Source organism: Citrobacter sp. RHB25-C09, from assembly GCF_013836145.1.
Classification (GTDB): Bacteria; Pseudomonadota; Gammaproteobacteria; order Enterobacterales; family Enterobacteriaceae; genus Citrobacter_A.
Window position 1 is genome coordinate 259,249 of the sequence record NZ_CP057483.1, and the last position, 26,968, is coordinate 286,216.

Genomic DNA, 26,968 nt, shown 5'->3' on the forward strand with positions numbered 1-26,968 from the left:
TCAGTCACCCAGATATTGAATGGTGATGTGGTATTTAAAGACGTGCTGTTCGATGCCGATTGGTTCACGTTTGCCTTTGCGGTTCAGGTAGCTGATTTCGGTAACCAGTTTGCCGCCGGCGTTGCGCAGTTCGCGCTTGTCGCCAATATCCTTCAGCGTCCAGCCCTTCGGTAGCTGCGGCTGCCAGGCGCTTATCGGCCAGTGGCTGAGCATCACGTCCGCCAGTACCTGGCTGGCGGGGGGCAGTTGTGGAACGACGATCGACTGTTCAGTATGTAACCCTTTATCGTCGTAGGTCACGAGGAACAGGCGGATACCGACGGAGGACAGCCCCGCAAGGGTCAGCTTTTTGTCGTCGGCATTGAGCATCACCAGCAGCGACTGGGTTTTGCCGTTAAAGCTGCCGGTGAGCAACTGCTGGGAATTCACCGTCGGCGTGATGCCCGGCGCAGGCAGCGTGACCCGTGTGCCGGGTTCCAGCCACGCCTGCGGACGGCCTGCCTGCTCGTTGGGCGAGTGGCTACAGCCGGCGAGAAGGAGGGCGAAAAGGCACACGGCCAAATGCCTGATGGCGCTACGCTTATCAGGCCTACCCGCAGGCCGGATAAGGCGGAGCCGCCATCCGGCAAAAAATGTCGCTGTCATCATCGTTTTTTCTTCTCTCTTTTCGTCGGCATCGCCAGCGGCGAAAGCAGGAACGCGGTGAAAATCCCGCTCACCAGCACAATACCAAAACTGCTGATCGCCTGGGTGGCGCTAAAGACCAACATGCCGAGCGTCAGCAGGGTAGTCAGCATGGCCAGCGTAATCGCCAGCAGCGACGTCAATGGCGTGCCGCGCGAATTGCTGAAAAACAGGGTGTAATTAATGCCAATCCCCAGCACCAGCACCAGCGCCAGCAGTGAGAACAGATTGACCGCATGGCCGCTTAACGCCAGCACTGACAGGCCGCAGCCCAGTGACAACACCGACGGCACCAGGCTGATAAACCCTTTACGCCAGCCCAGTCGAGCGACTGCACCACAGGCAATCACGGCCAGCGCGACACATAGCAGCCCCGTTAACACATTGCGATACAGCGCGAACAGGTCATCAAAGGTACTTTTGCGGTCGACCCATGCCACGCCGGAATAGCTTTCACTGAGCGCACCCAGCGCGGCGCTTTGTTTGACGTTTTCGACTGGCACCAGCACGCCGCTTTCACCCTCTTTTAGCGTTAGCCAAAGTAGTCGCCAGCCTTCGCTTGCTGGGCTGGCAAGCCAGGCATCAACCGTTACCGGCATGGCGTTAAGGTCCGGATTGATTGTCACCAGCCCGGCACTTTGCAAGGTTTTACTTACCGTTGGCGTCGCATTCTTAAGCAGTGATAAATCCATCTGCTGCCGCGCCAGGGAGTTGAGTGGAATAGCACGATAATTCCCGAGCAGCCCCTCTTTTTTCGCCTGTTCCAGCGCCGGGAGAAAGGCCTCCAGCCGCTCCAGCGTTTGCTGCGCAGTTTTGCCGTAAACCACAAACCACTTCTGATCGACACTCTGCCCGGTCAGCGCGGTGATCGCTTTTTCCTGCGCCAGAATGGGCTGCGGCAGCGCCTGCAATTGTGAGATATCGTCATCAACGTGTAGCGTCGCCAGCCCCGTCAGCGAAAACAGCGCCAGTGCGACGGGCAGACCGACGGAGAGCTTTTTATTGCGTCGCCAGGCGGCAAGCCAGCGCAACATCAGCACCATGGCCGGCACCGGGCGTACCGGCAGACCCCGGCACAGCCACGGATGCCAGAAAATCACCGTCAGGCAGGAGGCAGAAAGCCCTACAGCGGCAAATACGGCCATCTGGCGAATGCCAGGGAACGGAGCCAGCATCATGATCAGGTAGGCCGCGACGGTGGTTAGTAGCGCCAGTAACAGGGCGTTGCGCACTTTGCTGAGGCTTTGCCACGGCGTGCTTTCCGCACCGTGAACCATCCGCTCGGTCAGGTAGTAAAGCGTATAGTCGGCGGAAATGCCGATGATGCTCATGCTCATCACCAGCGTCATCAGATGCAGTTCACCAAAGACGAGCAGTGTCACCATGGTGCCTGCCAGTGCGCCTGCGCCAATAGAGATCAGGCAGAGCATCAGCGGACGCAACGAGCGGAACACGGCGACAATCAGCAGCAGCACCCCGAGAACCGTCGCCACGCCGAGCGTGGAAACGTCCTGCTTCGCCTGTTGGCTGGCGTAATCGCTGTAGAACATGGTCCCGCGAGACAGTAGCTGCGCCTGCGGGTAGTGTGTTTTTAGTTCCGATTCAAGCGTACCGAGCGTGGTCACTAACTGATGCGTTTGCTGCATATCAAACGAAGAACCGCGCAGTTCGCCGTGCAGCAGATACCAGTAATTCCCCTGCGTATCCTGAGCAACCAGCCAGCCATCCATCAGCCGCAGACGCTGACCATTTTTTGCCATCGCCAACTGCGAGCCGCGCATCAGCATCAGCGGATCGTTTTGCAGCTCTTTACCGCTGGCGCCGGAAAACGCGGAGTAGAGTTGAGAGAGGATCCACTGCGCCTGCGCTTCGCCACCGTTTTGCAGCCTCGCACGGGTGTCGTGGTCAATCATGCCGTTACGGTGCTGCCAGAAGAAAGCGCCCCACGCCTGCTGGCTGTTGGCATCCATCGGGCCTTTGACTTCGGCCAGCGCCTGCGACTGATTCAGTAGCGCCAGCCATGCCTGCGCCACTTTCGGATCGGCCTGTTTCCCGGGGCTGACCAGCCAGACTAACTGGCGATCCAGGCGCTGCATAAAGCCGTCATTCAGGCTCGGTGGGATCGCCCCCAGCGTCTGCTTGGGTAGCATCGCCAGCACGCTGCTGTTGATCCGCGCCTGAGGTAGCAGCGTCAGCAATACGCCCAGCATCAGCAGGCAGACGAGTCCCCATAATAGCGCGGGACGTTTACTGGGCGGCAAAGCGTTGGCGTTCGTCATCGGTCAGCTGTACGGGCGTCAATTGGTGTTGGGTGAGCGTTATTTCGGTGCGGTCGCCCTGCTTATCGTTCAGCTCGATGCGCTCCAGATACGCCTTCCCCGCTAAGTCGATGGTCGCGAAAATCTTATCCAGTGGCGTGGTGACCGGCGTCAGGCGCAGTGTCCAGCGTCCTTCGCCTGCATCACTGAATTCCACGCGGAAGTTCTCTTCCAGCACTTTGCGGTCTGCCTGGAACAGTGCGCGCAGCAGATGGTTGAACTGGAACATCTGCGGATTGTTCTCCGCGGTGATGGTTTGCGGCGGCTGACCGTTAATGGTCTGCACCATCCGCTTGTCGTCCAGCAGCAGCTTCATCGGGAACGGTGAGGTTTGATCCCACAGCAGACCCTGGTCGCGGGCGATCAACATTTTGCCTTGCGATCGCAGCGGCTGCGGCAGATCTTTAATTGTGCGGGTTTGATCGAACTGGGCGCGGACCACCGGCTGCTCGGTAAAACGCTGTTGTAAATCATCCAGCGTCAGGGCACTGACGAACGGGCTGATCAGCAGCGCCAGTAACGGCAAATATCTCATGGTGTTACTCCCATGCGTTCAAACAGGATATCCGGGCAGACGAAGCACATTTCGCGGCTTTTTTCTTCCACAGCCACCTGAATGGTGTATCCCGTAGTGGTGCGCTGGCCGGTTTCTGCGTCGAAAATTTCGTAGTTAATACGCAGGCGGTTTTCATACTCTCCCAGACGTGCGCGAACGCGGATGCGCTGTTCGAAGGTCAGCGGTTGGCGGTATTTCACGCGGGTATCGACCACCGGCCACACGTAGCCGGAGGCTTTCATCTGGCGATAGCCATAGTCGAACTGGTTCAGCAGGGCTTCGCGGGCAATCTCGAAGTAGCGGAAATAGTTGCCGTGCCATGCCACGCCCATCATATCGACGTCATGAAACGGAATGGATAGCTCTACTTCAGCAGTAAAACGGGGATCGTTGAGCACCCTTTACTCCTTGTTTTTGGGATCCGGCAACTGCCAGAAATCGAAAAAGTTAAACCAGTCGAGCGGCGACTGTAGCGCGTAAAACTCAAGACGTTCGGCGTAGCGATCGATAGCGTGCTGCAATGCCTGCTGGCGTTCAGCGCGTGGCAGCACCAGCGGATCGGCGAACGGTTCACAATAGATCCGCAGCTTGTCATGCTGGCGCAGGGCAAAGAGAAGATCCACCGGGCAACGCAGAAGAGAAGCGAGAATAAATGGCCCCTGCGGGAACGGGGCGGGCTGGCCCATAAACGGGCTCCAGCAGACGCGCCACTCACCGCCGCGCTGCGGATTGACCGCAATGCGATCGCCGACAATGGCGATCCACTCGCCGCGCTCCAGTTTCTCTTTGAGTAGAATTGCGGTGTCTGGACCGATGTCGGTGACTGCCATCATGTTCAACCCAGCCTGCGGCGCCATCTCTTCCATAATTTGTTTAAAGCGCTGGGCATTGTCGCTAAATACCAGCGCGTTGATGGTTTTGCTGCCCTGCAACTGCGCCAGCGCCCGGCAGGCTTCGACATCGCCAAGATGCGAAGCCAGTAGCAGTTTGCCGCGCGGATCGTGCACGTTGAGCGCCGCTTCGGCACCGGGGGCGAACTCCACGTCACGACCAAAGTGCAGTTCACCGCGCCAGCTGGCGATTTTATCGAGCATCGCATGGCCGAAGCGCAGGAAGTGCTGATAGCTGGTGAGGTTCGTTGGGACTGGCTTCCGGCGAGCGGTTAGCTGTTGGCGCACGCGGGCGATCCAGTTTTGCGAGGCATGACGCGCGCGGGTCGCTGAAAGCCAGTACGCAGCAATCACCGGATACAGAAGCAGCGAAAATGCCTTGCGCCCCAGCACGTGCCACACCAGCAGCATCAGGCGCATTCCCCACAACCCTTTCACCTCTTGCTGGCGTGCCCAGTGCGACGATGAACGGCGAAGCAGCAGGGAAGGGATGCGCGGCAACATGCCGAAGAACAGCCGGGTGTGCATCAGCGAGATGCGGCAATTGTCTTTGAAAGCGTCGAAGTGCGACAGACCGTCCGCAGGATAGGTCACGCGCGTCGGGACAAAATAGCTGGTGTTACCCTGCCAGTAGAGGCGGACCATGACTTCAGTGTCAAAATCCATCCGCTTGCCGAGGACGACGCGCTGGGCCAGCTGTAGCGTCGGCGCAACCGGATAGACGCGAAAGCCGCACATGCTGTCTTTCAGCTGGAGCGACAGGGTTTCAATCCATACCCAGACGTGGGTGATCCAGCGTCCATACAGGCGCGAACGGGGGATGCTCTCGTCGTAAACAGGCTGCCCGGAAATCAGCGCGTCAGGATGCGCCTGCGCCCGTTCCAGCAGCGTCGGGATATCTTCAATTGCGTGCTGGCCGTCGGCATCGACCTGAACGGCATGGCTAAAACCGGCGTCTGCCGCCGCCTGTAATCCCCGAATCACCGCTGCCCCTTTGCCCGCATTCTCCGCAAGGCGGATGAGCGTCAGAGTGGTGTTTTCTCCCGCCAGCCGATCCAACTCCTGTCGGGTGGCGGCATCGCTGCCGTCGTCCACCACAATACACGGCAGGCCAAACGGCTGCAGGCGCGCGAGCACCCGCGCCATCATCGCGCCGTGGTTATAGCAGGGGATCAGCACGCAGGGGGAGAAGGTTAACGACATAGGCGAATTTTCCCGCTGCTGGCGGTATGACGCGCCTCGCCGTCGTGGCGCTGGTAGCTAAACGTCAGAATTTGCCGCGCTTCCTGCCAGCTTAGTGTGAGCGTAATGGTGCTTTCAGGCAGCAACGGCGCCTGGAACTTGACGTTCTGAATGCTATGGAAGCGCCAGCCGGGGGCAAGCAGGGTGGTGGCGTAATGCATCACCCACTCCATCTGTGCCACGCCAGGCAGCAGCGGCTGCACAGCAAAGTGGCCCTTAAACCAGAAAAGGGCAGGATCAAGATGCAGGACGATCTCAGCCTGCTGTGGCTGTGCCTGATGGCGCTCAATTTCATGGGGTATCATGAAACAACTCCTGTAATTGCGCATAGACACGCTTGTTCATACTGTTGACCGGGATCTCGTCAATCACCCGCCAGTAACGAGGAACGGCAACCGGCTCCAGCCACGGCAGTAGCGCCCGGCGCCACGCCAGCTCCTGAGGTTTCCCGCCGCAGTTTTGCCAGTGCTGATGCGCTTCGTCATCGAGCACCAGCAGCACGCCGACGCCCTGACGGCCTCCCCGGGTTACGGGCAACGCGACGGCTTCGCGAACGCCTTTCAGCTCCAGCAGGCGCTGTTCTACCTCGGTAAGCGAAATCCGCTTCTCTTCAATTTTGACCACCCGACCGCGACGCCCCATCATCCGGAACTGGCCGTTGGCGTCAAACTGCAAAATATCATCAAGTAGCAAGCCGCTATCGTCGGCGATAAGCGGGGAAAAAACGCGAAACGCGTCAGCTTCCGGCGTAAAGCACACGCCGGGAAATGGCAGCCACGCGTCGTTTTCCTGCTGGCGATAGCGCCATGCCAGAATCCCGGTTTCGGTACTGCCATAAATTTCGTCCGGCCAGACGTTTAGCCAGTCGGCGGTTTGCGTCACGTCTTCCCACGGTAACATTCCACCTGCCGACAGGATCATTTCTACGGGCGGCGGCGTCAGCTGGTGGTCGAGACGTTTTAAGAACGCCGGGCTACTGATAAACGCATAGCGATGCGTATGGTCGAGCGCCGCGAGTTGCTCGGCATAGTAGAGCATCGCCGCGTGGAGTGGCAGGCCGAGCGCCATCGGCAGAAAGATGCGGAACGTGAGGCCGTACAGATGTTGCGGGACGACGGACGAAACGATGCGGCAGCCCGCCAGCCGTTCAGCAAAGCGCATGGCCAGCAGTCCAGCTTCACAGTCCAGAGCGGCTATCTGTTTCATCACCCGCTTCGGCTCGCCGGTTGAACCGGAGGTAAACAGCTCTATCCAGGCATCGTGGCGCAGGGCGGGGAAAGGGTAAGGTTCATCGCGATACGTGGCGGATGAACTCACAACGCGCAGCGGGCCCTGCCAGTCCAGCGTTTTATCGCTGAGCACGCCGTTGAAATACCGACGCTGCTCGTTAAGCAGCGAGACGCGGCTGTGGCCAGGAATGACCGGTGTTTTGCCCGCGTGCAGGGTGGCGAGCAGCGCCACGATAAACAGATAGCTGTTTTCAAAGCACAGCGCCCAGCGTTCGCCTTCCTGCTGTTGCAGGTATTGCATCAACTCTGCGACATCGTGGCGTAAATGGCCGAGCGTCCAGGTTTTGTCGTCCAGCCAGGCGATCGGTGTCTGGGCAGGGCGAGGCGCGGTAAGCCATTCGGCAAGCGGCAGGGTCTGCTTCATTGAGGATCTCGTTTAATCATCTGACGACGTACCAGCCATTCTCCGCTCATGAGCAGCCCCATTAACAGGTAGGCGATCATGCCGTTCCACGCTGTCCACATCGCCATATCGCCGCGAATCGCGGTAAAAAGCGCAACGCCGCCATTGAAGATAAAAAAGGCGCACCAGATCTGCGTGACCCGACGGGTGTAGCGCACCGCCGCATCGGGAAGGTCGGGCTCCCGCAGCCGCGCCAGGCGCTCGACAATCGGCATGGCAGACCATAGTGAACCGCCAAACACGGCGAGCATGACGGTGTTGACGACGACCGGGTAAAACAGCAGAAGATGGTGTGTTTTCAGCAGATAGCTGGCGGCGCAGAGCGTGATGCCCGCGACGGCCACCACCTGCGAAACCACGCGCAGCGGTCCCGCCTGTCGCCGGGTCTGACGAAAGCGAAGCAACAGCAGCAGCGCCATGAGCGGAAGTAACCACTGCAGGCTGTGATGCGCCAGGCCAAACCAGATGAGGAAGGGCCAGGCGAGCAATAACACGCCTGTAAGCAGTGATACGGCAGGCAACGCGCGAGCGGCCGACACGACGAATTACGCTTCTTTGAGCAGGCGTTCTACGGCGTCTACCACATCCTGCACGGTACGTACCGCTTTAAATTCTTCCGGCTTGATTTTCTTACCGGTTTTCTTTTGCAGATGGACGATCATGTCGACTGCGTCAATGCTGTCCAGCTCAAGGTCTTCATACAGACGCGCCTCAGGTTTAATGTCCTGTGGATCCACCTCAAACAGCTTTACCAGCAGTGCGGAGACTTCGTCATAAATGGCTTGTTGTTCTGTCATAACGGCTATCCTCAGGCACGTTGCGCGTGAATGAAAGACGCCAGCGTGGCGACGGAGAAGAAGTGCTGGCGCATCTCTTCGCTTTCAGCGGAAAGCACCACGCCGTACTGATTTTTTACCGCCAGACCCAGTTCCAGGGCATCAATCGAGTCAAGTCCCAGGCCGTCACCAAACAGCGCGGCCTCGGTGTCAATATCGTCTGCCGACAGCTCGTCCAGATTCAGTGTTGTTATGATGAGATTTTTAATTTCAAGGTAAAGCGCTTGCATCATTAATTCCTGCGAAAGGTAACGTACCTGATTGTAATTGAAGCAAAAGATGCCGGTTTAGCTGCCTTGCCGCCAGCGCCGGTTCTTGTGAATTTGCAGTGTAAAATTGGTCAATCTTCACCCGTTCGCGCACCTTAATGGTGAACAGCGGTTTGGTGGGTGGAACCTGATACCATTTGCTGTGTTTATCCAGCATCCGTTGGCTACAGTTAATCGTCACCACGCGAAGATCGCTGCCGCAGCGCACGGCAATATTGGCCGCGCCGCGCTGGAGCGTCATGGTTTCGCCGGATGTCGTACGCGTGCCTTCGGGGAAGATTAAAATCGTGTCCCCCTGCCGCAGCCGCTGCTGGCTGGCAGGTAAAAGCGCATCCGCCTGGCTGTTGATCAGATAATCCGCTGCACGCACAACGCCGCTGAGGAACGGGTTCTTCAGTAGCGCGCTTTTTACCATACAATCCGTTTCGGGCATCACCGAGGCCAGAAGCACATAATCGAGCAGGCTGGGATGGTTTGCGACCACCAGACATCCCCGCTCCTGACGTAAAATATCAGCGCCTTCAAAACGGTAATCCAGCACACCAAGCACGCGGGTGACCCATAAAAACAGGCGGAAACTGAGCGAAATGCTGCGTCGTGCAATGCGGCGACGCCGGACATTATCCCATACAATGACTAACAATACGTTAAACCAGATAACAGAAAGCAACAGCCCGCCAATGCCAAAGAGGGCAAAGCAGAAGCCGGTCATGGCGATCCGCCAGAACCGGTTCAGGCGATTAAAAAGCCCGTTCATGCCCGACTCCAGTGCCACTGCATCCGTTCACCTGGGAGGGTGAACGCGGGCGTGTCCTGCAACCAGTGCTGCAAAAACAGCAGGCTCTGCGGCAGCGAAGTTTCCTCGCCAACGGGGGCAGACTGCGTATGGCACTGCCAGTCGCTGCCCGCTTCACAGACCAGCGCGACCGCATACGGCCAGGTCGGCATATTTTTCGGCAGGTGCGGGTGATAAAACTCGGGGAGAAAACCGTCGAAATCGACCATCAGCACGCGCTGGTAGCCTGCCTGGAGCAGGCTGATGACTTCACATAGTCCTTGCTGGAAGGTGTCACGCCCAGCCGACAGCGAAGAGGAGACAATCGGCTTTTTCGCCGCAATGGTCAGGTTGCCCACCGCAGAATTATGAACAGAGAGGGCAAAATCGGTCGGTGAAAGCGCCTGTTCGGTCGCTAGTGCGTGCAGGATGCGGTAATTGCGTTCGAGTTCACCGTGACGACTGGTGTACAGAACGGCATCAATCTTATGGCGACGAAGCATCGCCAGGCCGCACTCTACGGCGAGTTTACTGCCGGAGCTGAGGCGACGTGCGGTCATCATCGGAAGTTCGCTGAGCTTCCCCTGCGCTGCCGCGGGATCAATGGCGTGAGCATGCCGTGACCATTCCAGCCAGTGCGCTGCTTCGCTCAGACCTGGCGCCATCGCCTGCCAGTCAGTAATGTTCAAGGTAAATTTCATTCATGCGCGTCCGCGGTAAACCGGTGATACTCATAGCGTGATAACGCTATTTTGTTATTTTCTTTTGGCATATCAGTAAAGTATGCCCAACGCCCAAATTGTCATGGCGTTCTTCTACCTGGAATCCTGCCTGGTCCAGGTAGCGATAAAATTTCTCTGCGCTGTAAAAGCGACTGTTGCCATTCGCCATGCAGGTAAAATAGAGCGAAGACGCATTCAGGCTGAATGACGCGGCCTCAAAGCGCTGGGCATCCCAGAATAGCTCCATAATGCACAGCCTTGCCCCTGCTTTCATTACGTCTGCAACGTTGCTTAGGATGGTGACAATTTGCTCGGGTGAAAAACAGTCAAGGAATTGACTCATCCACCAGACATCGGCCTCTTTTGGCAGAGGCGCATCGCCAAGCATATCCACCGCATGAAAATCGATGCGATGAGACAGCCCGGCATTTTCAATATTTTCACGGGCAAGTGCAATTTGTTGTGGCAAATCTAATAGCGTAACCGCGATATTTTCGTCGTACTGAGCGCAGCGAATTGCCCATTTACCCGTATTTCCGCCCACATCGTACAGGGTTGCAGGACGACTAGCGAATACATAGGGCAGCGCGGCATTAAAGGCGCCGTCAGAATAGTAATGATCGAAGGCAAACCAGCTTTTTTTCGCGGCTTCCGGTAATTGCGAAAGCGCCGGATAGATTGTCGGCCAGTCGCCAAACACTTTTAAGCCGGAAGGCTTTCCTTCTTTCAACGCGTTTTCTAAAAAGTACAGACCCTGGTAACAAACGTCCTGGGTGAAATCCATATTCACTCGGGTCATCGTATCGTGCAAAAGGAAATATCCGATTTTAGCCAGATAATAACGCTCCGCTTTATAGGTAATAATTCTGCCGCTTAATCCCATATCCAGTAGAACGCTGACCGCATATTCATTGACGAGGCTATTCTCGACGATCTCTTCTAACGTCGCGCCCTGTTTTCCCTGACTGTCGAGCCAGGCCAGTACGTTAGCATTACGCAGGCAGAGCGCGGTTTGAAACAGCATAGGGGCGAAGGCGATACGTTGAGCTTCAGCGATCGCATCCAGTGCGCTGAGAGAATCCTGTTCGTACATGGCGAGAACAACCTGTCATAAGGGCAATAAGAGTGTTATCGGACCGAAACGGCCCGATATTAGGAAGAATTACGTTTACAGACCTGCACCTGCGGACAAATTCACCTGAATGTCTTTATCCAGGTTGCGAACCCAACGGTTGTAGTTCTTATGAATTTTACCGCCAGACGCTTGCAGATTGAGGCTGCTGTCGTAGGTGATGTTATAGCTGGTTGAGGTGTAGGTGATGCGAACTTCCGCAACGTGGTCGCGAGACTGCTGACGCGCTTTAATGACGCCCGGCCCTGCTTCATTCATGATCCACTTACGCTGCATTCCCGCTTTCAGGATGGCATTTTTTACCTGATCCTGAGTATGGCCTGCGGATACAGTTGAGTGAACCTGATCGATTGGCGCCGTACGCGCGCATCCAGCCAACGCACCTACAACCGCGATTGCCGCAAACCACTTAATGTATTGTTTCATGAATACTCCCTATCAAAATAGCTATTTATTAACGTCAACGTGTCTTAATTTGCTTTAAGGATAATAATACCGTGTATTTCTTATGATTAAAGATGGCACCGTCGGGAAAAATCTGTAATTAACCCCATCCAATGGAGCGGTTAATATTCTCCGATATATCATCAGGTTAATCAATTAACCCTTACTTAAACAAGATCATCAATATTATTTAATTTGCATTGAAAATAATGCCGAAGTGAGCATAACAGTTTCTTTATAGAAACAGCGTGCTTCGTGAGATTTTCAGGTCACAAAAGCACGCTATATTGTAATTTCACTTATAAATGAATAAAACTACCCTGGTTGGTAGGGTATTTGTTCAGCCTGGTAGGCGGTTTTTAGGTCGCCCTGGTCCCAGCAATATCGCCAGTTTGCTGCCGCCCTGAGTGGTTTCCATCCATATTTTACAGACGCTGGTCAGCGGTACGGACAGCAACATTCCCACCGGCCCCAGCAGCCAGCCCCAAATTAACAAGGAAAGAAAAACTACCATCGTTGACATGCCCAGACGGTGCCCCATCATGCGTGGCTCAACCATATTTCCCAACACCATATGGACCACCAGAAATAGCACCCCGACCAGCACGCACTCGTAAATACCATTGAACAGCAATGCCTGAATCATCGGCGGGACGGCGGAGATTACCGAGCCAATATTGGGAACATAATTCAGCAGGAACGCCAGTACGCCCCACATCAACGCAAACTGAATATCCATCAACGCCAGCCCCAGCCAGACAATGACGCCGGTCCACAGGCTGAGCAACGTTTTTAACGCCAGGTAGTGAGTAACGCCCTTTAGCGCCCGGTGGAGCCCGGCAATGTGAATTTGCGGATTATGCAGGGCAAAGCGCATCTTATAAGGTACGTGGCGGACTTCAAAAAGCATAAAAACGACGGTCATCACCAGCAGCACAACGCTGGCCATGGCACCGGAAAGCCCGGTCATTACGGCGGTGGTGAAGGTCACGATTTTCTCGGAGTCCATCCGTTGAAGCATACGCTCAGGCGATATATGCAGATTGAGGAACGGCATCATCTCCTGTACATAAAGCACCTTGCGCGTCAGCTCTTTATTGTACTTCGGCAGCATCGCGATGAACTCATTGAACGAAGCGGCCAGCACGCCAATCAGGGCGGTGAGAACAATCAACATCACCACCACCACGATGGTGATCGCCACCGGGCGTTTTATCCCCCGACGAACAAACCAGGTGACCAGAGGGTTGAGAACAATGGCGAAAAAGAGCGCCAGCAGAAGTTGCACAATCAGGTCAGCGGCGGCGTGGATCCCGGCGAGGATGATGACCAGTGACGCCAATTTAAGCATCATATGTAAACCCGTTTTTTCAGGGAGTGGGGTTGTCATTCTTCTTTCCTTACTGATGATTTTCATTAAGTGTAGCGGCTGGCTTGTTACCGCTATTCCTAATCTGCATGCTGATTTTCTCGCCGTGGCGTGGTAGAAATGAAACACTGTTGTGAAAACGTGGTGATCCCCATGCCCGAATCCGTCGCTGAACCGGCGCTAAACGGATTGCGCCTCAATCTGCGCATTGTTTCTGTTGTGATGTTTAATTTCGCCAGCTACCTGACCATTGGTCTGCCGCTCGCGGTCTTACCCGGCTATGTCCATGATGTCATGGGGTACAGCGCTTTCTGGGCGGGACTGGTGATTAGCCTGCAATACTTCGCCACGTTACTGAGCCGCCCCCACGCCGGGCGATACGCTGATCTGCTCGGTCCGAAAAAAATTGTTGTGTTTGGCCTGTGCGGCTGTTTCTTGAGTGGCGCAGGTTATTTCCTGGCTGGGAGCGTCAGCGACTGGCCGATTGTCAGTTTAGTTGTGCTGTGCCTTGGCCGGGTGATCCTGGGCGTGGGGCAGAGCTTCGCTGGTACCGGTTCGACCCTGTGGGGCGTGGGAGTGGTTGGTTCGCTGCATATCGGGCGGGTGATCTCGTGGAACGGCATTGTGACCTACGGCGCGATGGCGATGGGCGCGCCGCTTGGCGTGCTGTTCTACGCCTGGGGCGGTTTACAGGGGCTGGCGCTGATCATTATGGGCATCGCCCTGCTGGCGATCCTGCTGGCAATTCCTCGTCCGAGCGTTAAGGCGAACAAGGGCAAACCGCTGCCGTTTCGCGCCGTCCTTGGGCGCGTCTGGCTGTACGGGATGGCGCTGGCGTTGGCCTCCGCTGGTTTTGGGGTCATCGCCACCTTTATCACCCTGTTTTATGACGCCAAAGGCTGGGACGGCGCGGCGTTTGCCCTCACTCTGTTCAGCTGTGCGTTTGTCGGTACGCGACTGTTGTTTCCGAATGGCATCAACCGCTTTGGCGGCCTGAACGTGGCGATGATCTGCTTTAGCGTGGAGATTGTCGGACTGTTGCTGGTCGGGACAGCAATGGTGCCGTGGATGGCCAAAGTGGGCGTGCTGCTGGCAGGGATGGGGTTCTCGCTGGTGTTCCCGGCGCTCGGTGTGGTGGCGGTCAAAGCCGTACCGCAGCAGAATCAGGGCGCGGCGCTGGCCACCTACACGGTGTTTATGGATCTGTCGTTGGGCGTAACGGGTCCGCTGGCAGGGTTAGTGATGAGCTGGGCGGAAGTCCCGGTGATTTACCTGGGCGCAGCGGGGCTGGTGGCGATCGCGTTGCTGCTGACGTGGCGGTTAAAAAAACGGCCTCCGGAGGAACCCCAGGAGGCCGTTGTATCGTCATAACCGTTACTGGATGACCAGCGTATTAATAATGCTTTCCGCTTCAGCCTGCGCTTTTTGCTGGTCGTCAGCAGGCAGCGTAATTTGCAGGGTCAGCAGTTGGTTATCAACTTTGCCCAGCACCACGGAGGAATAAGCGGTCTGGCCTTTCGCCGAGATAATGCTGTCCAGTTGCTGCAGCGTGTGGCCTTTCAGTTCGATGGATTTATTCGTTACCACCTGCAACTGCGGGTCACGGCTGCGCTGTTGCTCTTCCAGGCGCTTCGCCAGTACGGACAGTTCGTCGCTGGTGTTGTCCCCAACGATCACAATGACCGCTTTCTGGCCCGTCGCGTCAGAGTAAACGTGCATATTGTTGGCCTGCGTACCCAGCTTGCCGCTTTGATCGGTCATATCCGCAGGCAGGGAGAAACTCAGTTTGCCGTCGAGCAGCGTGACAGGTTGACCGGTGGCGCTGTTTTCGGCTGTGGCACCTTCTGCTGGCGCTTTTGTATCACTGTTATCACAAGCCGCCAGCCCCATAACCAGCAGGCCAATACCGACATATTTAACCAGATTACGCATTGACTTCTTCCTTTCGATAAACGGCCATAACGGCGCATTCATCCATCTTATCACAACTGAGAAACGAACCCTTAACTCGTCTGCATTGCCGGGATATCTGATTTTTCTTCCAGTCTTTTCAGTAACATATTCAACAAAACGCCATACATAGGCAGGAAGAACAGAATACTGATTAACACTTTGAAACAGTAATCGACAAGAGCGATTTCCATCCAGTGTTCAGCCATAAACGCATCCGGGCTTCGCCAGAAAGCAATGAAGAAGAAGGCGAGGGTATCGCTGACGTTGCCAAACAGTGTCGAGGCCGTCGGCGCCAGCCACCAGCGACGGTTCTGCCGCAGGCGGTTAAAGACGTGGACATCCAGAATTTGACCCAGCGCGTAGGCCATAAAGCTGGCGACGGCGATTCGGGCAACAAACAAATTGAATGTCAGCAATGCCCCGAAACCTTGCCATGATCCCATATAGAAAAGCGCCGAGATGGCATAGGAGATCACCAGTGAAGGGAGCATGACCGCGAAGATGATCCTGCGGGCCAGCGGCGCGCCAAAAACGCGCACGGTCAGGTCGGTCGCGAGGAAAATAAACGGAAAGCTGAACGCGCCCCAGGTGGTGTGAAAACCAAAAATGGAGACAGGAAGCTGTACCAGATAGTTGCTGGAGGTAATCACTAACAAATGGAATAGCGATAGCCAGAACAACGCTTTTAGGCGCTGCGATTGAGAAAACTGCGTCATATTGTGACCTTTTTAATTGAAAATTGGGGTGAGGGAACCCAATACACATCTGAATAATTTAAAGCCGCCGCATAATACTGCTTTCAAATGATAATGCAATGGCTGTTTTTTACGCAATCGTTAACCTGATTGGCTTACACCCTAACTGGGCGTAAACTACAGCCGATTTTTGCTGAATGAGACGACGATGAGCAATCTGTTTTCCTCCCCCGACCATACCCTTGATGCCCAGGGATTACGCTGCCCGGAGCCCGTCATGATGGTGCGTAAAACCGTACGCAACATGCAGACCGGCGAAACGCTGCTGATTGTGGCGGACGATCCGGCGACCACTCGCGACATTCCGGGGTTTTGCACCTTTATGGAACATGAACTACTCGCCCAGCAAACGGATGCGCTGCCGTACCGCTATTTGATTCGCAAAGGGTAATCCCGTCCAAATGCCCGATGGCGCTGCGCTTATCGGGCCTACGGTGATATTCATTACTATAAAGATAATCATCACTTATTTTTATATTTAAATATTCACATTGCGTATTTTTTTTGCGATCAGGATATCCTGAATAATCTGCGCTAAACTGAAATATTTTATTTCAGCTATATACCCGGTGCGTTATAAAGAGTAAACAATAATCCGCTAAGGATTTTTTTAGCACAGTTGCATTTCTTCAATAAAAATAAGGAATGAAATGAGTGCCATTGTTTACCTGAAAGTCACAGGGGAACAACAGGGTGCTATTTCTGACAGTTGCGGGACTGCTGCCTCAGTAGGGAATCGTCGACAAAGCGGACACGAGAACGAAATATTCGCTTTTTCACTCGCTAATAGTATTACTAGTACGGGTAACGGTTCTCAAAGGCATGGGTTGAGTTTCTGTAAACTGATAGATAAAAGCACACCGCTGTTTTCCAATGCGATTAATAATAACGAACAGTTATACATGGAGTTTTCTTTCTACCGCATCAATCGATTTGGTAGATGGGAGAAGTATTATTACATTCAGCTACAAGGGGCCTTCACATCCAAAATCCAAAACGTATTCCTGACAGATAATTTAGATACGGAAACTATTGTTGTAAATTATGAATATATACTCTGTAAACACCTAATTGCTAATACCGAATTTAGCTATCTGGCACTGCCGGCTAACTATAACCGCTTGTTTACGCCAGTCCCAAAAGCAAATGTCAGCAATGGCCTACATACGCTGAATAGCAAATCTGTCGGTAGACTACTTGCTGCTGGAGGGGTTTATAACGGGAATATCGCAGGCTTCGAGGAAACAGCGAAAAAACTGGGTGGAGAAGCGCCTGAGGGCTACAACCAGGTGATGGATAATCAGGGGGTATTGATTGCCGGTGCTTCATTGATTACCGGAATGACGATGGGGAGGATGAAGTTTCCGCAGCCTGAAAATCTTGAGGTGTATGGAGCGAAAGGTACATTTACATCGCGACCATTTGATGCAGAGAAAGCCGGTGGGCCTGTCGAGTATTTGACAACTGAAGGGGTTGAGATAACTCATGAAGGCATAGACATTGTCGAAAAACATGTCTCTCGGTTTGACGCAGATCCCGGGAATGATTTTATGGTAAACAGATTAAGGAAAATTGCGGATGGTGAAATTTCGGCGGAGCAAGTTGATTTAAACTACTACACTCACGAATGTAGGGAGTTTCAGCGGTATTGCAATCTTGGTTGGGAAACAGGCCGGCCTGATGATTATGATGAATCATATAGTTTATGGAATAATGCCCATACTGCCACTCTTGAAGATTATAGAATTACTGGCGATGACCTTTATCACAAGGATGCTCCAACATGGTAAATGAAACCGAGTACAATATCCTTAAGCTGTTAGCTTCCAGGGATGACGTTAAATGGAATTGGTATACCCTTGATCGTGCTATGAGCATGAGGAAAATGGATGGAGTTGGCAATGTCGCCAGACTGGTGAAAAATCTGGAAGAGCACGGTTTGGTAGATTTCATTCCGTCTACTGTTTCCTCGATGCCATGTTATCGTGTTTCCGAAAAAGGTTTAAAATTAGTCGAAAGTTTGAATTCTGATGAAAAGCCGTAAATTCCTGTACCAGGAAAGGTAATCGATTTGCAAGCCTTTATACTATCGTCGCAGATTGGGAATCTGATTGAGTAAAAACAGAGATTCATGATGCGAAGAATAACCCCGAGAGCATTTTATATAGGGTGATAAAACTTATGGAAAAGAGTTTTATTGACGTTCTAAAGGTTATGGCACTGAAAGACGGCGATTGGAATTGGTATGTATTGGATAGGGTGCTTTCGACCCGGAATATACCCGGATTCGGTTATGTTCCAACTGTCGTGAACCGTTTAGTAGAAGAAGGGTTTGTTGATGTAATAAATGCTCATGAAACGTCTCGACAGACCTTTATTGTATAAGAAACTGGCCGGGAATTCCTTAAAACTCATAATGTTGAGGAATAGAAGTTCGTGATGTTTACATAACGGATAACGTAACGGGATCCTGTAAACATCACAAATCCAAACCATCGTTTCAAAATTTCACAATTTTGTGAGGCGCTTCACCTCCGCTTTTCAGGGCGTGGTCTAGTTTTTTTAGGTATCAAAACTAAAACACTGTTTTAACACTTACATCACTACCCTGGAGTTGACTCGATGAAAACGACCCTCAAGCCGTTACTGGCTGCTTTGTGTCTGTCTGCTTTTACCTGCTCCGTTTTTGCGCAAGTCATTAAAGCCGCTGACGTCCATCCTGAAGGTTATCCGAACGTGGTTGCTGTTCAGCATATGGGCGAGAAATTAAAACAACAGACCAATGATGAGCTGGAAATTAAAGTCTTTCCCGGCGGCGTTCTGGGGGATGAAAAACAGATGATCGAGCAGGCGCAGATGGGGGCCATCGACATGATCCGCGTCTCCATGGCGCCGGTCGCCGCCATCCTGCCGGACATTGAAGTCTTTACCTTGCCCTATGTCTTTCGCGATGAAGACCATATGCACAAAGTAATCGATGGGGATATTGGTAAAAGCATTGGCGACAAGCTGACGGCTAACCCCAAGTCCCGTCTGGTCTTTTTAGGCTGGATGGATTCCGGCACGCGTAATTTGATTACCAAAAATCCGGTGGTGAAGCCGGAAGATTTAAAAAGCATGAAAATACGCGTTCAGGGTAGCCCAGTGGCGCTGGCAACGCTGAAAGACATGGGGGCGAATTCGGTGGCGATGGGCGTGAGTGAAGTTTACAGCGGCATGCAAACCGGTGTAATCGATGGTGCCGAGAACAACCCGCCGACCTTTGTCGCCCACAATTACATGCCGGTTGCCAAAAACTACACCCTCAGCGGCCATTTTATCACCCCGGAAATGCTGCTCTATTCCAAAGTGAAGTGGGACAAACTGACCCCCGACCAGCAGCAAAAAATCCTGACCCTTGCCCGCGAAGCGCAGTTTGAGCAGCGTAAGTTGTGGGATGCTTACAACCAGGAAGCGCTGGCGAAAATGAAGGCGGGTGGCGTTCAGTTTCATGACATCGACAAGGCGGTTTTTGTAAAAGCCACTGAGCCGGTACGTGCGCAATACGGCGAAAAACATCAGGATCTGATGAAAGCCATCGCTGACGTCAAGTAACCCAACCCCGTTGCGGAGGACGTATGTCCGAACTCTACTTAAAGTGGATGGATCGCCTGTACCTGTTGGCGATGGCCGTGGCGGGAATATCGCTGTTAGTGATGACCATTGTCATCCCCATCGGCATCTTTTCGCGCTATGTGCTGAACCGGGGGGAGTCCTGGCCGGAACCTATCGCCATTATCTGTATGGTGACATTCACCTTTATCGGCGCGGCGGTAGGCTACCGCGCGGGATCGCATATTGCGGTGAACATGCTGACCGACCGTTTGCCTGCCATGCTGAAAACGCTCTGCGCGAGGCTGGTTGATCTGCTGATGATGCTGATTTCCCTGATCATGTTCTGGTACAGCTATTTGCTGTGCATCGAACTGTGGGAACAGCCGGTGGCAGAGTTTCCGCTCCTGACCTCAGGTGAAAGTTATCTACCGTTGCCAATTGGGTCGGCGATCCTAATCCTGTTTGTTCTTGAGCGCCTTCTGTTTGGCTCTCAGGAAAATCGCCCGGTCGTGACGATCGGCAACCATAGTTAAGGGGTGAACAATGGACGCATTTGTTTTGTTATTCACCCTCGCCATCCTGCTGGCGCTGGGGATGCCGGTCGCCTTTGCCGTCGGCTTAAGTGCCGTAGCGGGGGCGTTATGGATCGATCTGCCGCTGGAAGCTCTGATGATCCAGATAACGAGCGGGGTGAATAAATTTACTCTGTTGGCGATCCCGTTCTTCATTCTCGCGGGGGCGATTATGGCCGAAGGGGGGATTGCCCGACGACTGGTCAACTTCGCCTATCTGTTTGTCGGTTTTATTCGCGGCGGGCTGTCGCTGGTGAATATCGTCGCCTCGACCTTCTTTGGTGCGATTTCGGGGTCGTCGGTGGCGGATACCGCGTCCATCGGCAGCGTGATGATCCCGGAAATGGAGAAGAAGGGCTATCCGCGCGAGTACGCAGCGGCGGTCACCGCCAGCGGGTCGGTGCAGGCGATTTTAATCCCACCGAGCCATAACTCGGTAATCTACTCGCTGGCGGCGGGCGGCACGGTCTCTATTGCCACGCTGTTTATTGCGGGCGTGCTGCCGGGGCTGCTGCTTGGTCTGTGCCTGATGGTGCTTTGCCTGTGCTTTGCCCATAAGCGCGGCTATCCGAAAGGTGAGCGCATCCCATTCAAACAGGCGATCAAAATTTTCATTGATGCGCTGTGGGGATTGATGACGGTGGTGATTATTCTCGGCGGTATTTTGTCGGGAATTTTTACCGCGACGGAATCGGCGGCGGTGGCCTGCCTGTGGGCGTTCTTCGTTACCATGTTTATCTATCGCGACTACAAATGGAACGAACTGCCAAAGCTGATGTGCCGGACGGTGAAAACGGTCACTATCGTGATGATATTAATTGGCTTTGCGGCGGCGTTCGGCGCGGTGATGACCTACATGCAGCTACCGATGCGCATCACCGAGTTCTTCACGTCGCTGTCTGATAATAAGTACGTCATCCTGATGTATCTCAATATCATGCTGCTGCTGATTGGCACGTTGATGGACATGGCACCGATCATCCTGATCCTGACGCCGGTGCTCTTACCGGTGACCAATTCACTGGGGATCGATCCGGTGCATTTCGGCATGATCATGATGGTGAATCTTGGGATCGGGCTGATAACGCCGCCGGTAGGTTCAGTGCTGTTTGTCGCCAGTGCGGTGAGTAAGCAGAAGATCGAGAGTGTGGTGCGGGCGATGCTGCCGTTTTACGGCCTGTTGCTGGTGGTATTGGCGATGGTCACCTATATTCCGGCAATCTCACTGTGGCTGCCGGGAATATTAGGGATGCAGTAAACAGAATGCCGAATGGCGCTGCGCTTCTCCGGCCTACAATTCGTGCTCCATGTAGGTCGGATAAGGCGTAAGCCACCATCCGGCAATATTACCGACGCCGCAGTAGCCGCAGCGCGTTCGCCGTGACCAGCACCGTGGCCCCGGTATCCGCCAGTACCGCCAGCCATAGCCCGGTCATGCCGAGCAGTGTGGTGACGAGGAAAATCCCCTTCAGTCCCAGCGCAATGGCGATATTCTGGCGGATGTTTGCGTGAGTTGCCCGCGCCAGACGGATCATATCGACCAGCCCGCTCAGACGGTTATGCGTCAATGCGGCGTCCGCTGTTTCCAGCGCCACATCGGTACCGCTGCCCATGGCGATACCGATGGCGGCGGCCTTCATCGCAGGCGCATCGTTAATGCCATCACCCACCATTGCCAGAGGTGATTGCTGATTCAGCGCAGTCACCGCCTGTACTTTATCTTCTGGCAGCAATCCCGCCCTGAATTCCAGCCCCAGCTCACCGGCAATAGCGGCTGCCGCGCGTGGGTTATCGCCGGTCAGGATCACGCCCGTCACGCCCAGTGCGCCGAGTTCAGCGATAGCTGTACGGGCATCATCGCGAAGGGTATCCTGCAACGCAATCACTCCAAGCACTGCCTCATTCCGTCGTACCAACACAACCGTCTGTCCGGCATCTTCAAGCTGGTCAATTTGCCCGGTAAATTCCTCTGCAGGCTGTTTCCCGGCGGCGCAAATCAGAACGCGTTCGCCGTTGACCTGAGCCTCAATGCCTGAGCCGACCAGCGCGCGTTGCGCCTCAGCGGCAGGGATTGTCAGCCCTTTGTTTTGTGCTTCGCGCACGATCGCCTGCGCCAGCGGGTGGGTTGCCCCTTGTTCGACGGCCGCTGCCAGCGTCAGCAGTTCAGACCCGCTCACCCCCGTTGCAGGGTGAATCGCGGTCACGCGCGGTTTACCGACGGTCAGCGTCCCGGTTTTATCAAAGGCAACCTGGGTAATGCTCCCCAACTGCTCCAGCGCTGCGCCGCCTTTGATTAACGCCCCGCGACGTGCCGCAGCAGCCAGCCCGGAGGTAATGGCCGCGGGGGTAGAGATCACCAGTGCGCACGGGCAGCCAATCAGCAGCAGCGTCAGGCCTTTATAAATCCACTCCTGCCAGGACGCGGCGAACAGCAGCGGCGGTACCAGCGTCACCAGCAGTGCTACCGCCATAATCGCTGGCGTATAGATACGGCTGAATCGGTCGATAAAACGCTCGATAGGGGCGCGGCGCTCTTCGGCCTCTTCGATTAGCTTCAGAATGCGGTCAATGGCACTGGCGCCCGGTTCGGACAGGACTTCCAGTGTGACGAGACGGTCAACGCTGGTGGCGCCTGCCGGTACCTTTTCACCCGTGGCGCGCTCTACCGGGATAGATTCGCCCGTGAGCGCACTCTCATCAAAGCTGGCAAAACCCGAAATCAGTTTGCCGTCCGCGGGAAGACGTCCACCTGCGGCGACTTCAATGGTGTCGCCCGGTTGCAGAGCGCTGATGGCGACTTCTTCGCGTGTGCCATTGCGCAGGCGGGTTGCGGTTTCCGGCTTCAGCGCCATCAGCGTGCTGACCCCCTGGCGGGCACGGCTAGCAGCCCATCCCTCCAGACGTTCACCAATAAGGAATAACAGCAGCACCATCGCCGCTTCGGCGGTCGCACCGATAAACAGTGCCCCAATCGCTGCCACGCTCATTAGCGTTTCAATGGCAAACCAGCTACCGGTTTTAATCAGGCGCAGTGCCTGGCGGGCAATGGGGTACAGACCGACCAGCGTGGTGGCGATAAACGCCAACTGGCCGAAGGGATGGTTGAACTGCTCCAGCCCCCAACTGAGGGCCATCATGACGATCAGCGTCATCAGCGGCAGATTTTCTTTGAGTCGCGATTCGGGGGCTTCGTTTTTGGTTTGCTCATCGCGCAGGGTATAACCGGCTTTTTGCACGGCGCTTTCGATCTGCATTCGCAGATCGCCATTGCTATCGACAACCAGCTTCTCGGTAGCAAAAAGCACCTGCACCTGATTAACGCCGCTGACCTGGCGAACCGCATTTTCGACTTTCCGCGCGCAGGCGGCGCAGTCCATACCGGCCACTTTCCAGCTATAGCGCGTGCCTTTTACCGTCCCGGACTCGGTTTCTGGCGCTGCACATGCGCCGTCACAGCAGCAATCATCGGCTTTCTTCACAACAGGCGCGGGCTTAAAGGATGAAAATTGTGGGGCTTTTTTGCCATCGTTTGCAGGCGTCGACATGGCATCCTCCGGTTGATGAAAATTTTCTCATTAACCGAAGGATACACTCTGGAGTCGACTCCAGAGTCAAGCGCTATTAAAGATAAAGTGAGCGGACGATCAGGAAGTGCCCGGCAAAGTAGCAGGCCGCGGCGATCGCGTTATCCGCGCGGAAGCGATAGCGGTAATGGCTCCCTAACCAGACAATGTTACCGATGAACAGCAGCGTCGCACCCATAAACGCCGACAGCGCCGGAGCCGTAGGACGGAAGAACCACAGCTCTCCGGCCAGCCAGACCATCACCAGCGTCATGGCGATAAACGTACATACCGGCCAGCGTAACTCTTCGAGGCGTGTCCAGATTGTCGCTATCAGAAGTGCGCCCAGTACCATCAACACCAGCGGCAACGGCCAGAAGAAGGAGAGCGTCATCTGGCTGGCAAAATAGATGGTGTACAGCAGGTGCGAGAGGAAAAAGGCGCCAATCGCATACAGCAACCGCTGGCGCGGCAAGAGCGTCAGCGCATCGCCAAGCAGCGAGGCGCACAGACCGGCCAGTACCAGGTAGCTAATGGCATCAAACATCGGCGCTTGCCAGGCCAGTAACAGCAGGAGCAATAAAGTGACGGGTTTAAAGACCCAGCGTTGCCAGGTGGGTCCACGGTATGAAGCATCCACAAATAGCCATGCGGAAAGGCAAACTGCGATAAACGACCAAAGCATCTTAGTTCCTTGAATTCGTTATTTTTTCGCGAGCGGTATGCTCACGGCCCTGACGTCCAGTGTAGAGGTCACGACCGCAAGATGACAACACTATAACGGACAGGGTATGCTTATTTCCGTATTTTCTGATGGGGTAATCAGATGAGCAAACCACCTCTTTTTTTCATTATTATCATTGCGTTAATTGTCGTTATCGCCTCATTTCGCTTCATGCAGCAGCGCAGAGAAAAGGCTGATAATGATATGGCGCCATTGCAGCAAAAGCAGGTGGTAGTGAGTAATAAGCGTGAAAAACCGCTAAATGACCGACGTTCACGCCAGCAGCAGGTGACGCCTGCGGGGAGCAGCATGCGCTATGAGGCGAGTTTCAAACCGCAGACCGGCGGACTGGAACAGACTTTCCGGCTGGACGAGAAGCAGTATCACCAACTGACGGTGGGGGAGAAAGGAACGTTGAGCTACAAGGGAACGAGGTTCGTCGATTTTATAGCCCATCGGTAATTTCAGCTCTCACAGGCCGGATAAGGCAAAGCCGCCATCCGGCATAAGCGTTACTTTTTAACCTTAAACTTCTTCTGCCACACCAGCAGTTCAAACACGCCAAACAGGAAGATGCGGATTTTCTCGCCGGTGGTCATCTGCGGCCCGTCTTTCGGCAGTGTAGATTTCAGTAGCGCCAGTTGCATAGCGTGCATCAATGCCATGAAAATCAGCGCCACGTTGACGAAAATATTCAGCGGGCGTGGAAAGGGCTGTACCAGGTTCAGTATTAAAAATCCCCACACGCCGAGCATCAGCAGTCGGCCCAGATTAATCAGCATCGCTTTCTCCTTGTGCTTCGCGTTGATACAGACGGTATGCGACCTGTCCGGCCACTTTTTCCCGGAACAAAGACCAGCCTGTCGGTACGACTGGCAGACCGTTCTCTACTTCGCTTTCCACGTAGATATACGCCTCGTCGGCCAGCCAGCCCTGCGTTTCCAGCAGGTTCAGGGTATCTTCGAGTAACCCTTTACGAAACGGTGGGTCAACGAACACCACGTTGTGCGGCGTGCCCGGCTGTGCCAGAAACGTCAGGGTGTTGGTGTTAACCACTTTCGCATTGCCTGCTTTCAGCGTAGCCAGGTTCTTTTGTAGCTGCTGTGAGACGGCACGGTCCATCTCCAGTAGCGTGGCGGAGGCGGCATAGCGTGACAGTGCTTCCAGTCCCAGCGCGCCGCTGCCGGCAAAACAGTCCAGGCAGTTTGCGTCTACCATTACCGGTGCCAGCCAGTTAAACAGCGTTTCACGCACGCGGTCCGTGGTCGGGCGCAGACCAGGGCTGTCCGGCACCGGGAGTTTGCGGCCGCGCCATTGTCCGCCAATAATGCGGATTTGGCCGCTGCCAGAGTGATTCGGTTTTTTCATTTCAGTTGCTCGAACCGCCAGTGACATGTCATTCCAGGCGGTGATGTGTATTAAGTAAAGTGATAGACTATTTCATCATTTTTTTAGCTTCCATGTATATAGAGCCGCGAGGAGTGTAACCGCAGATGGCAAAACAGAAAAAACGTGGCTTCTTTTCCTGGCTGGGCTTTGGTGAAAAAGAGCAGGAACAAGACCAAAAAACCGAAGAACAGCAGGTTGTAGAAGAACAATTAGCGCCTGAAACCCCGGTTGAAACGGCGGAAGCAGCAGAAGCGCCCGTCGTTGCTGAAGAGGTGGTCGAAAAGACCGTTGAACCTCAGGTTCTTATTGAGCACGAAGAACTGCCGTTGCCAGAAGAGGTCACAGCCGAAGAGACGTCGCCAGAAGAGTGGCAGGCGGAAGCGGAAACCGTAGAAATTATCGAAGCGGTGGAAGAAGAGGCGCAGAACGAACCGGAACTGACGGACGACGAACTGGAAGTGCAGGCGCTGGCAGCCGAAGCGGCGGAAGAAGCCGTGATGGTGGTGCCGGTGACGGAAGACGATGCTCCGGTTGAAGAACTGGCGCAGGAGCAGGAAAAACCGACCAAAGAAGGTTTCTTCGCACGCCTTAAACGCAGCTTACTGAAAACAAAAGAAAATCTCGGTTCCGGATTTATCAGCCTGTTCCGGGGTAAAAAAATCGACGATGATCTATTTGAAGAGCTGGAAGAACAACTGCTTATTGCTGATGTTGGCGTGGAAACCACGCGTAAAATCATCACCAACCTGACGGATGGCGCCAGCCGCAAACAGCTCAAAGATGCCGAAGCACTGTACGGCCTGCTTAAAGACGAGATGCGCGACATTCTGACAAAAGTCGATGAGCCGCTGAACGTTGAAGGCAAAACACCGTTTGTTATTCTGATGGTCGGCGTTAACGGTGTGGGGAAAACCACCACTATCGGCAAGCTGGCCCGTCAGTTTGAGCAGCAGGGCAAATCCGTAATGCTGGCGGCGGGTGATACCTTCCGTGCCGCAGCGGTCGAACAGCTCCAGGTGTGGGGACAGCGAAACAATATACCGGTGATTGCTCAGCATACCGGCGCGGATTCCGCATCGGTGATTTTCGATGCCATTCAGGCAGCGAAGGCGCGCAACATAGATGTGCTGCTTGCCGATACCGCGGGTCGTTTGCAGAACAAATCGCACCTGATGGAAGAACTGAAAAAAATCGTTCGCGTCATGAAGAAACTGGACGAGGACGCGCCGCATGAAGTTATGCTGACTATCGACGCCAGCACCGGGCAGAATGCGATAAGCCAGGCCAAACTGTTCCATGAAGCGGTTGGTTTGACCGGGATTACGCTGACCAAGCTCGACGGTACGGCGAAGGGGGGAGTGATCTTCTCGGTGGCCGATCAGTTTGGCATCCCTATCCGTTACATCGGCGTGGGCGAACGTATTGAGGATTTACGTCCGTTTAAAGCGGACGATTTTATTGAGGCACTTTTTGCCCGAGAGGATTAACA

30 protein-coding genes are annotated in these 26,968 nt (G+C 54.5%); 9 read left to right on the plus strand and 21 right to left on the minus strand.

Annotation, left to right across the window (positions count from 1 at the left end; translation table 11 throughout):
- From HVY19_RS01125 to HVY19_RS01195, 15 genes are all read right to left on the minus strand, one after another.
- Positions 1 to 648 (minus strand): DUF3261 domain-containing protein, encoded by a 648-nt coding sequence (locus tag HVY19_RS01125; protein WP_249419096.1) that lies wholly within the window; start codon positions 646 to 648, stop codon positions 1 to 3.
- A complete protein-coding gene (locus tag HVY19_RS01130; RefSeq protein ID WP_181682609.1) occupies positions 645 to 2,963 on the minus strand; it encodes an MMPL family transporter in 2,319 nt (772 codons plus the stop codon). The genes HVY19_RS01125 and HVY19_RS01130 overlap by 4 nt, the downstream gene beginning before the upstream one ends.
- Positions 2,932 to 3,537: an outer membrane lipoprotein carrier protein LolA gene (locus tag HVY19_RS01135; RefSeq protein ID WP_181682610.1), complete on the minus strand. Its 606-nt coding sequence runs from the start codon at positions 3,535 to 3,537 to the stop codon at positions 2,932 to 2,934. The genes HVY19_RS01130 and HVY19_RS01135 overlap by 32 nt, the downstream gene beginning before the upstream one ends.
- Positions 3,534 to 3,956 carry a thioesterase family protein gene (locus HVY19_RS01140; RefSeq protein WP_181682611.1) on the minus strand — a complete coding sequence of 141 codons (423 nt, stop codon included), beginning with the start codon at positions 3,954 to 3,956 and terminating at the stop codon, positions 3,534 to 3,536. Before HVY19_RS01140 ends, HVY19_RS01135 begins: the two co-directional genes overlap by 4 nt.
- 3 nt (positions 3,957 to 3,959) lie before the next feature.
- A complete protein-coding gene (locus tag HVY19_RS01145) occupies positions 3,960 to 5,651 on the minus strand; it encodes a glycosyltransferase family 2 protein (protein WP_181682612.1) in 1,692 nt (563 codons plus the stop codon).
- Positions 5,642 to 5,995, minus strand: coding sequence for a hydroxymyristoyl-ACP dehydratase (locus tag HVY19_RS01150; RefSeq protein WP_181682613.1), 354 nt, complete (start codon positions 5,993 to 5,995; stop codon positions 5,642 to 5,644). The genes HVY19_RS01145 and HVY19_RS01150 overlap by 10 nt, the downstream gene beginning before the upstream one ends.
- On the minus strand, positions 5,982 to 7,343 hold the full coding sequence (locus tag HVY19_RS01155) for an AMP-binding protein (protein ID WP_181682614.1): 1,362 nt from the start codon (positions 7,341 to 7,343) through the stop codon (positions 5,982 to 5,984). The genes HVY19_RS01150 and HVY19_RS01155 overlap by 14 nt, the downstream gene beginning before the upstream one ends.
- Positions 7,340 to 7,921: a hypothetical protein gene (locus HVY19_RS01160; RefSeq protein ID WP_181682615.1), complete on the minus strand. Its 582-nt coding sequence runs from the start codon at positions 7,919 to 7,921 to the stop codon at positions 7,340 to 7,342. Before HVY19_RS01160 ends, HVY19_RS01155 begins: the two co-directional genes overlap by 4 nt.
- A gap of 6 nt (positions 7,922 to 7,927) precedes the next feature.
- Complete coding sequence (locus HVY19_RS01165) at positions 7,928 to 8,179, minus strand: acyl carrier protein (protein ID WP_181682616.1); 252 nt, start codon at positions 8,177 to 8,179, stop codon at positions 7,928 to 7,930.
- A gap of 11 nt (positions 8,180 to 8,190) precedes the next feature.
- A complete protein-coding gene (locus tag HVY19_RS01170; RefSeq protein WP_181684195.1) occupies positions 8,191 to 8,448 on the minus strand; it encodes a phosphopantetheine-binding protein in 258 nt (85 codons plus the stop codon).
- Positions 8,429 to 9,244, minus strand: coding sequence for a lysophospholipid acyltransferase family protein (locus tag HVY19_RS01175; RefSeq protein ID WP_181682617.1), 816 nt, complete (start codon positions 9,242 to 9,244; stop codon positions 8,429 to 8,431). Before HVY19_RS01175 ends, HVY19_RS01170 begins: the two co-directional genes overlap by 20 nt.
- Positions 9,241 to 9,963 (minus strand): beta-ketoacyl synthase chain length factor, encoded by a 723-nt coding sequence (locus HVY19_RS01180; protein WP_181682618.1) that lies wholly within the window; start codon positions 9,961 to 9,963, stop codon positions 9,241 to 9,243. Before HVY19_RS01180 ends, HVY19_RS01175 begins: the two co-directional genes overlap by 4 nt.
- Positions 9,964 to 10,009: 46 nt before the next feature.
- The gene (locus tag HVY19_RS01185; RefSeq protein WP_181682619.1) at positions 10,010 to 11,077 is read right to left on the minus strand and encodes a methyltransferase; all 1,068 of its coding nucleotides are present in this window, start codon (positions 11,075 to 11,077) and stop codon (positions 10,010 to 10,012) included.
- A gap of 75 nt (positions 11,078 to 11,152) precedes the next feature.
- A complete protein-coding gene (locus tag HVY19_RS01190) occupies positions 11,153 to 11,530 on the minus strand; it encodes a hypothetical protein (protein WP_181684196.1) in 378 nt (125 codons plus the stop codon).
- Between the two features lie 370 nt (positions 11,531 to 11,900).
- Positions 11,901 to 12,950: an AI-2E family transporter gene (locus HVY19_RS01195; RefSeq protein WP_181682620.1), complete on the minus strand. Its 1,050-nt coding sequence runs from the start codon at positions 12,948 to 12,950 to the stop codon at positions 11,901 to 11,903.
- Between the two features lie 99 nt (positions 12,951 to 13,049).
- On the opposite strand from HVY19_RS01195, the gene HVY19_RS01200 reads away from it, so the two are divergent.
- On the plus strand, positions 13,050 to 14,300 hold the full coding sequence (locus HVY19_RS01200) for an MFS transporter (RefSeq protein ID WP_181682621.1): 1,251 nt from the start codon (positions 13,050 to 13,052) through the stop codon (positions 14,298 to 14,300).
- A gap of 3 nt (positions 14,301 to 14,303) precedes the next feature.
- On the opposite strand, the gene HVY19_RS01205 is transcribed toward HVY19_RS01200, so the two are convergent.
- Together HVY19_RS01205 and HVY19_RS01210 are read right to left on the minus strand one after the other, a co-directional pair.
- Positions 14,304 to 14,861 (minus strand): DcrB family lipoprotein, encoded by a 558-nt coding sequence (locus tag HVY19_RS01205; RefSeq protein ID WP_181682622.1) that lies wholly within the window; start codon positions 14,859 to 14,861, stop codon positions 14,304 to 14,306.
- 71 nt (positions 14,862 to 14,932) lie between these two features.
- Positions 14,933 to 15,598, minus strand: coding sequence for a 7-cyano-7-deazaguanine/7-aminomethyl-7-deazaguanine transporter (locus HVY19_RS01210; protein WP_181682623.1), 666 nt, complete (start codon positions 15,596 to 15,598; stop codon positions 14,933 to 14,935).
- A 187-nt stretch (positions 15,599 to 15,785) separates the two neighbouring features.
- Here HVY19_RS01210 and tusA point away from each other — a divergent pair, with 187 nt between their 5' ends.
- The 6 genes from tusA to HVY19_RS01240 all read left to right on the plus strand — a co-directional run bounded on the left by tusA (position 15,786) and on the right by HVY19_RS01240 (position 21,061).
- Positions 15,786 to 16,028 carry a sulfurtransferase TusA gene (tusA, locus tag HVY19_RS01215; RefSeq protein ID WP_181682624.1) on the plus strand — a complete coding sequence of 81 codons (243 nt, stop codon included), beginning with the start codon at positions 15,786 to 15,788 and terminating at the stop codon, positions 16,026 to 16,028.
- A 259-nt stretch (positions 16,029 to 16,287) separates the two neighbouring features.
- Positions 16,288 to 17,427 carry a type VI secretion system tube protein TssD gene (tssD, locus tag HVY19_RS01220; RefSeq protein ID WP_181682625.1) on the plus strand — a complete coding sequence of 380 codons (1,140 nt, stop codon included), beginning with the start codon at positions 16,288 to 16,290 and terminating at the stop codon, positions 17,425 to 17,427.
- Positions 17,421 to 17,681 carry a hypothetical protein gene (locus HVY19_RS01225; protein ID WP_181682626.1) on the plus strand — a complete coding sequence of 87 codons (261 nt, stop codon included), beginning with the start codon at positions 17,421 to 17,423 and terminating at the stop codon, positions 17,679 to 17,681. Before tssD ends, HVY19_RS01225 begins: the two co-directional genes overlap by 7 nt.
- A gap of 578 nt (positions 17,682 to 18,259) precedes the next feature.
- Positions 18,260 to 19,231 carry a TRAP transporter substrate-binding protein gene (locus HVY19_RS01230; RefSeq protein ID WP_181682627.1) on the plus strand — a complete coding sequence of 324 codons (972 nt, stop codon included), beginning with the start codon at positions 18,260 to 18,262 and terminating at the stop codon, positions 19,229 to 19,231.
- Between the two features lie 23 nt (positions 19,232 to 19,254).
- Complete coding sequence (locus HVY19_RS01235) at positions 19,255 to 19,764, plus strand: TRAP transporter small permease (RefSeq protein WP_181682628.1); 510 nt, start codon at positions 19,255 to 19,257, stop codon at positions 19,762 to 19,764.
- 10 nt (positions 19,765 to 19,774) lie between these two features.
- Positions 19,775 to 21,061 (plus strand): TRAP transporter large permease, encoded by a 1,287-nt coding sequence (locus tag HVY19_RS01240; RefSeq protein ID WP_181682629.1) that lies wholly within the window; start codon positions 19,775 to 19,777, stop codon positions 21,059 to 21,061.
- Positions 21,062 to 21,149: 88 nt separating this feature from the next.
- On the opposite strand, the gene zntA is transcribed toward HVY19_RS01240, so the two are convergent.
- A complete protein-coding gene (zntA, locus tag HVY19_RS01245; protein ID WP_181682630.1) occupies positions 21,150 to 23,348 on the minus strand; it encodes a Zn(II)/Cd(II)/Pb(II) translocating P-type ATPase ZntA in 2,199 nt (732 codons plus the stop codon).
- A gap of 76 nt (positions 23,349 to 23,424) precedes the next feature.
- Entirely contained in the window at positions 23,425 to 24,051 is a 627-nt protein-coding gene (locus HVY19_RS01250; protein ID WP_181682631.1) for a lysoplasmalogenase, read from the minus strand.
- 141 nt (positions 24,052 to 24,192) lie between these two features.
- Here HVY19_RS01250 and HVY19_RS01255 point away from each other — a divergent pair, with 141 nt between their 5' ends.
- Positions 24,193 to 24,552: a DUF2500 domain-containing protein gene (locus tag HVY19_RS01255; RefSeq protein WP_181682632.1), complete on the plus strand. Its 360-nt coding sequence runs from the start codon at positions 24,193 to 24,195 to the stop codon at positions 24,550 to 24,552.
- Between the two features lie 50 nt (positions 24,553 to 24,602).
- On the opposite strand, the gene HVY19_RS01260 is transcribed toward HVY19_RS01255, so the two are convergent.
- Both HVY19_RS01260 and rsmD read right to left on the minus strand, forming a co-directional pair.
- Positions 24,603 to 24,872, minus strand: coding sequence for a DUF1145 family protein (locus HVY19_RS01260; RefSeq protein WP_181682633.1), 270 nt, complete (start codon positions 24,870 to 24,872; stop codon positions 24,603 to 24,605).
- Positions 24,862 to 25,458, minus strand: a complete 597-nt coding sequence (gene rsmD, locus HVY19_RS01265; protein ID WP_181682634.1) for a 16S rRNA (guanine(966)-N(2))-methyltransferase — start codon at positions 25,456 to 25,458, stop codon at positions 24,862 to 24,864. The genes HVY19_RS01260 and rsmD overlap by 11 nt, the downstream gene beginning before the upstream one ends.
- A gap of 125 nt (positions 25,459 to 25,583) precedes the next feature.
- Here rsmD and ftsY point away from each other — a divergent pair, with 125 nt between their 5' ends.
- Positions 25,584 to 26,966 carry a signal recognition particle-docking protein FtsY gene (ftsY, locus tag HVY19_RS01270; RefSeq protein ID WP_181682635.1) on the plus strand — a complete coding sequence of 461 codons (1,383 nt, stop codon included), beginning with the start codon at positions 25,584 to 25,586 and terminating at the stop codon, positions 26,964 to 26,966.
- Positions 26,967 to 26,968 lie beyond the last annotated feature (2 nt).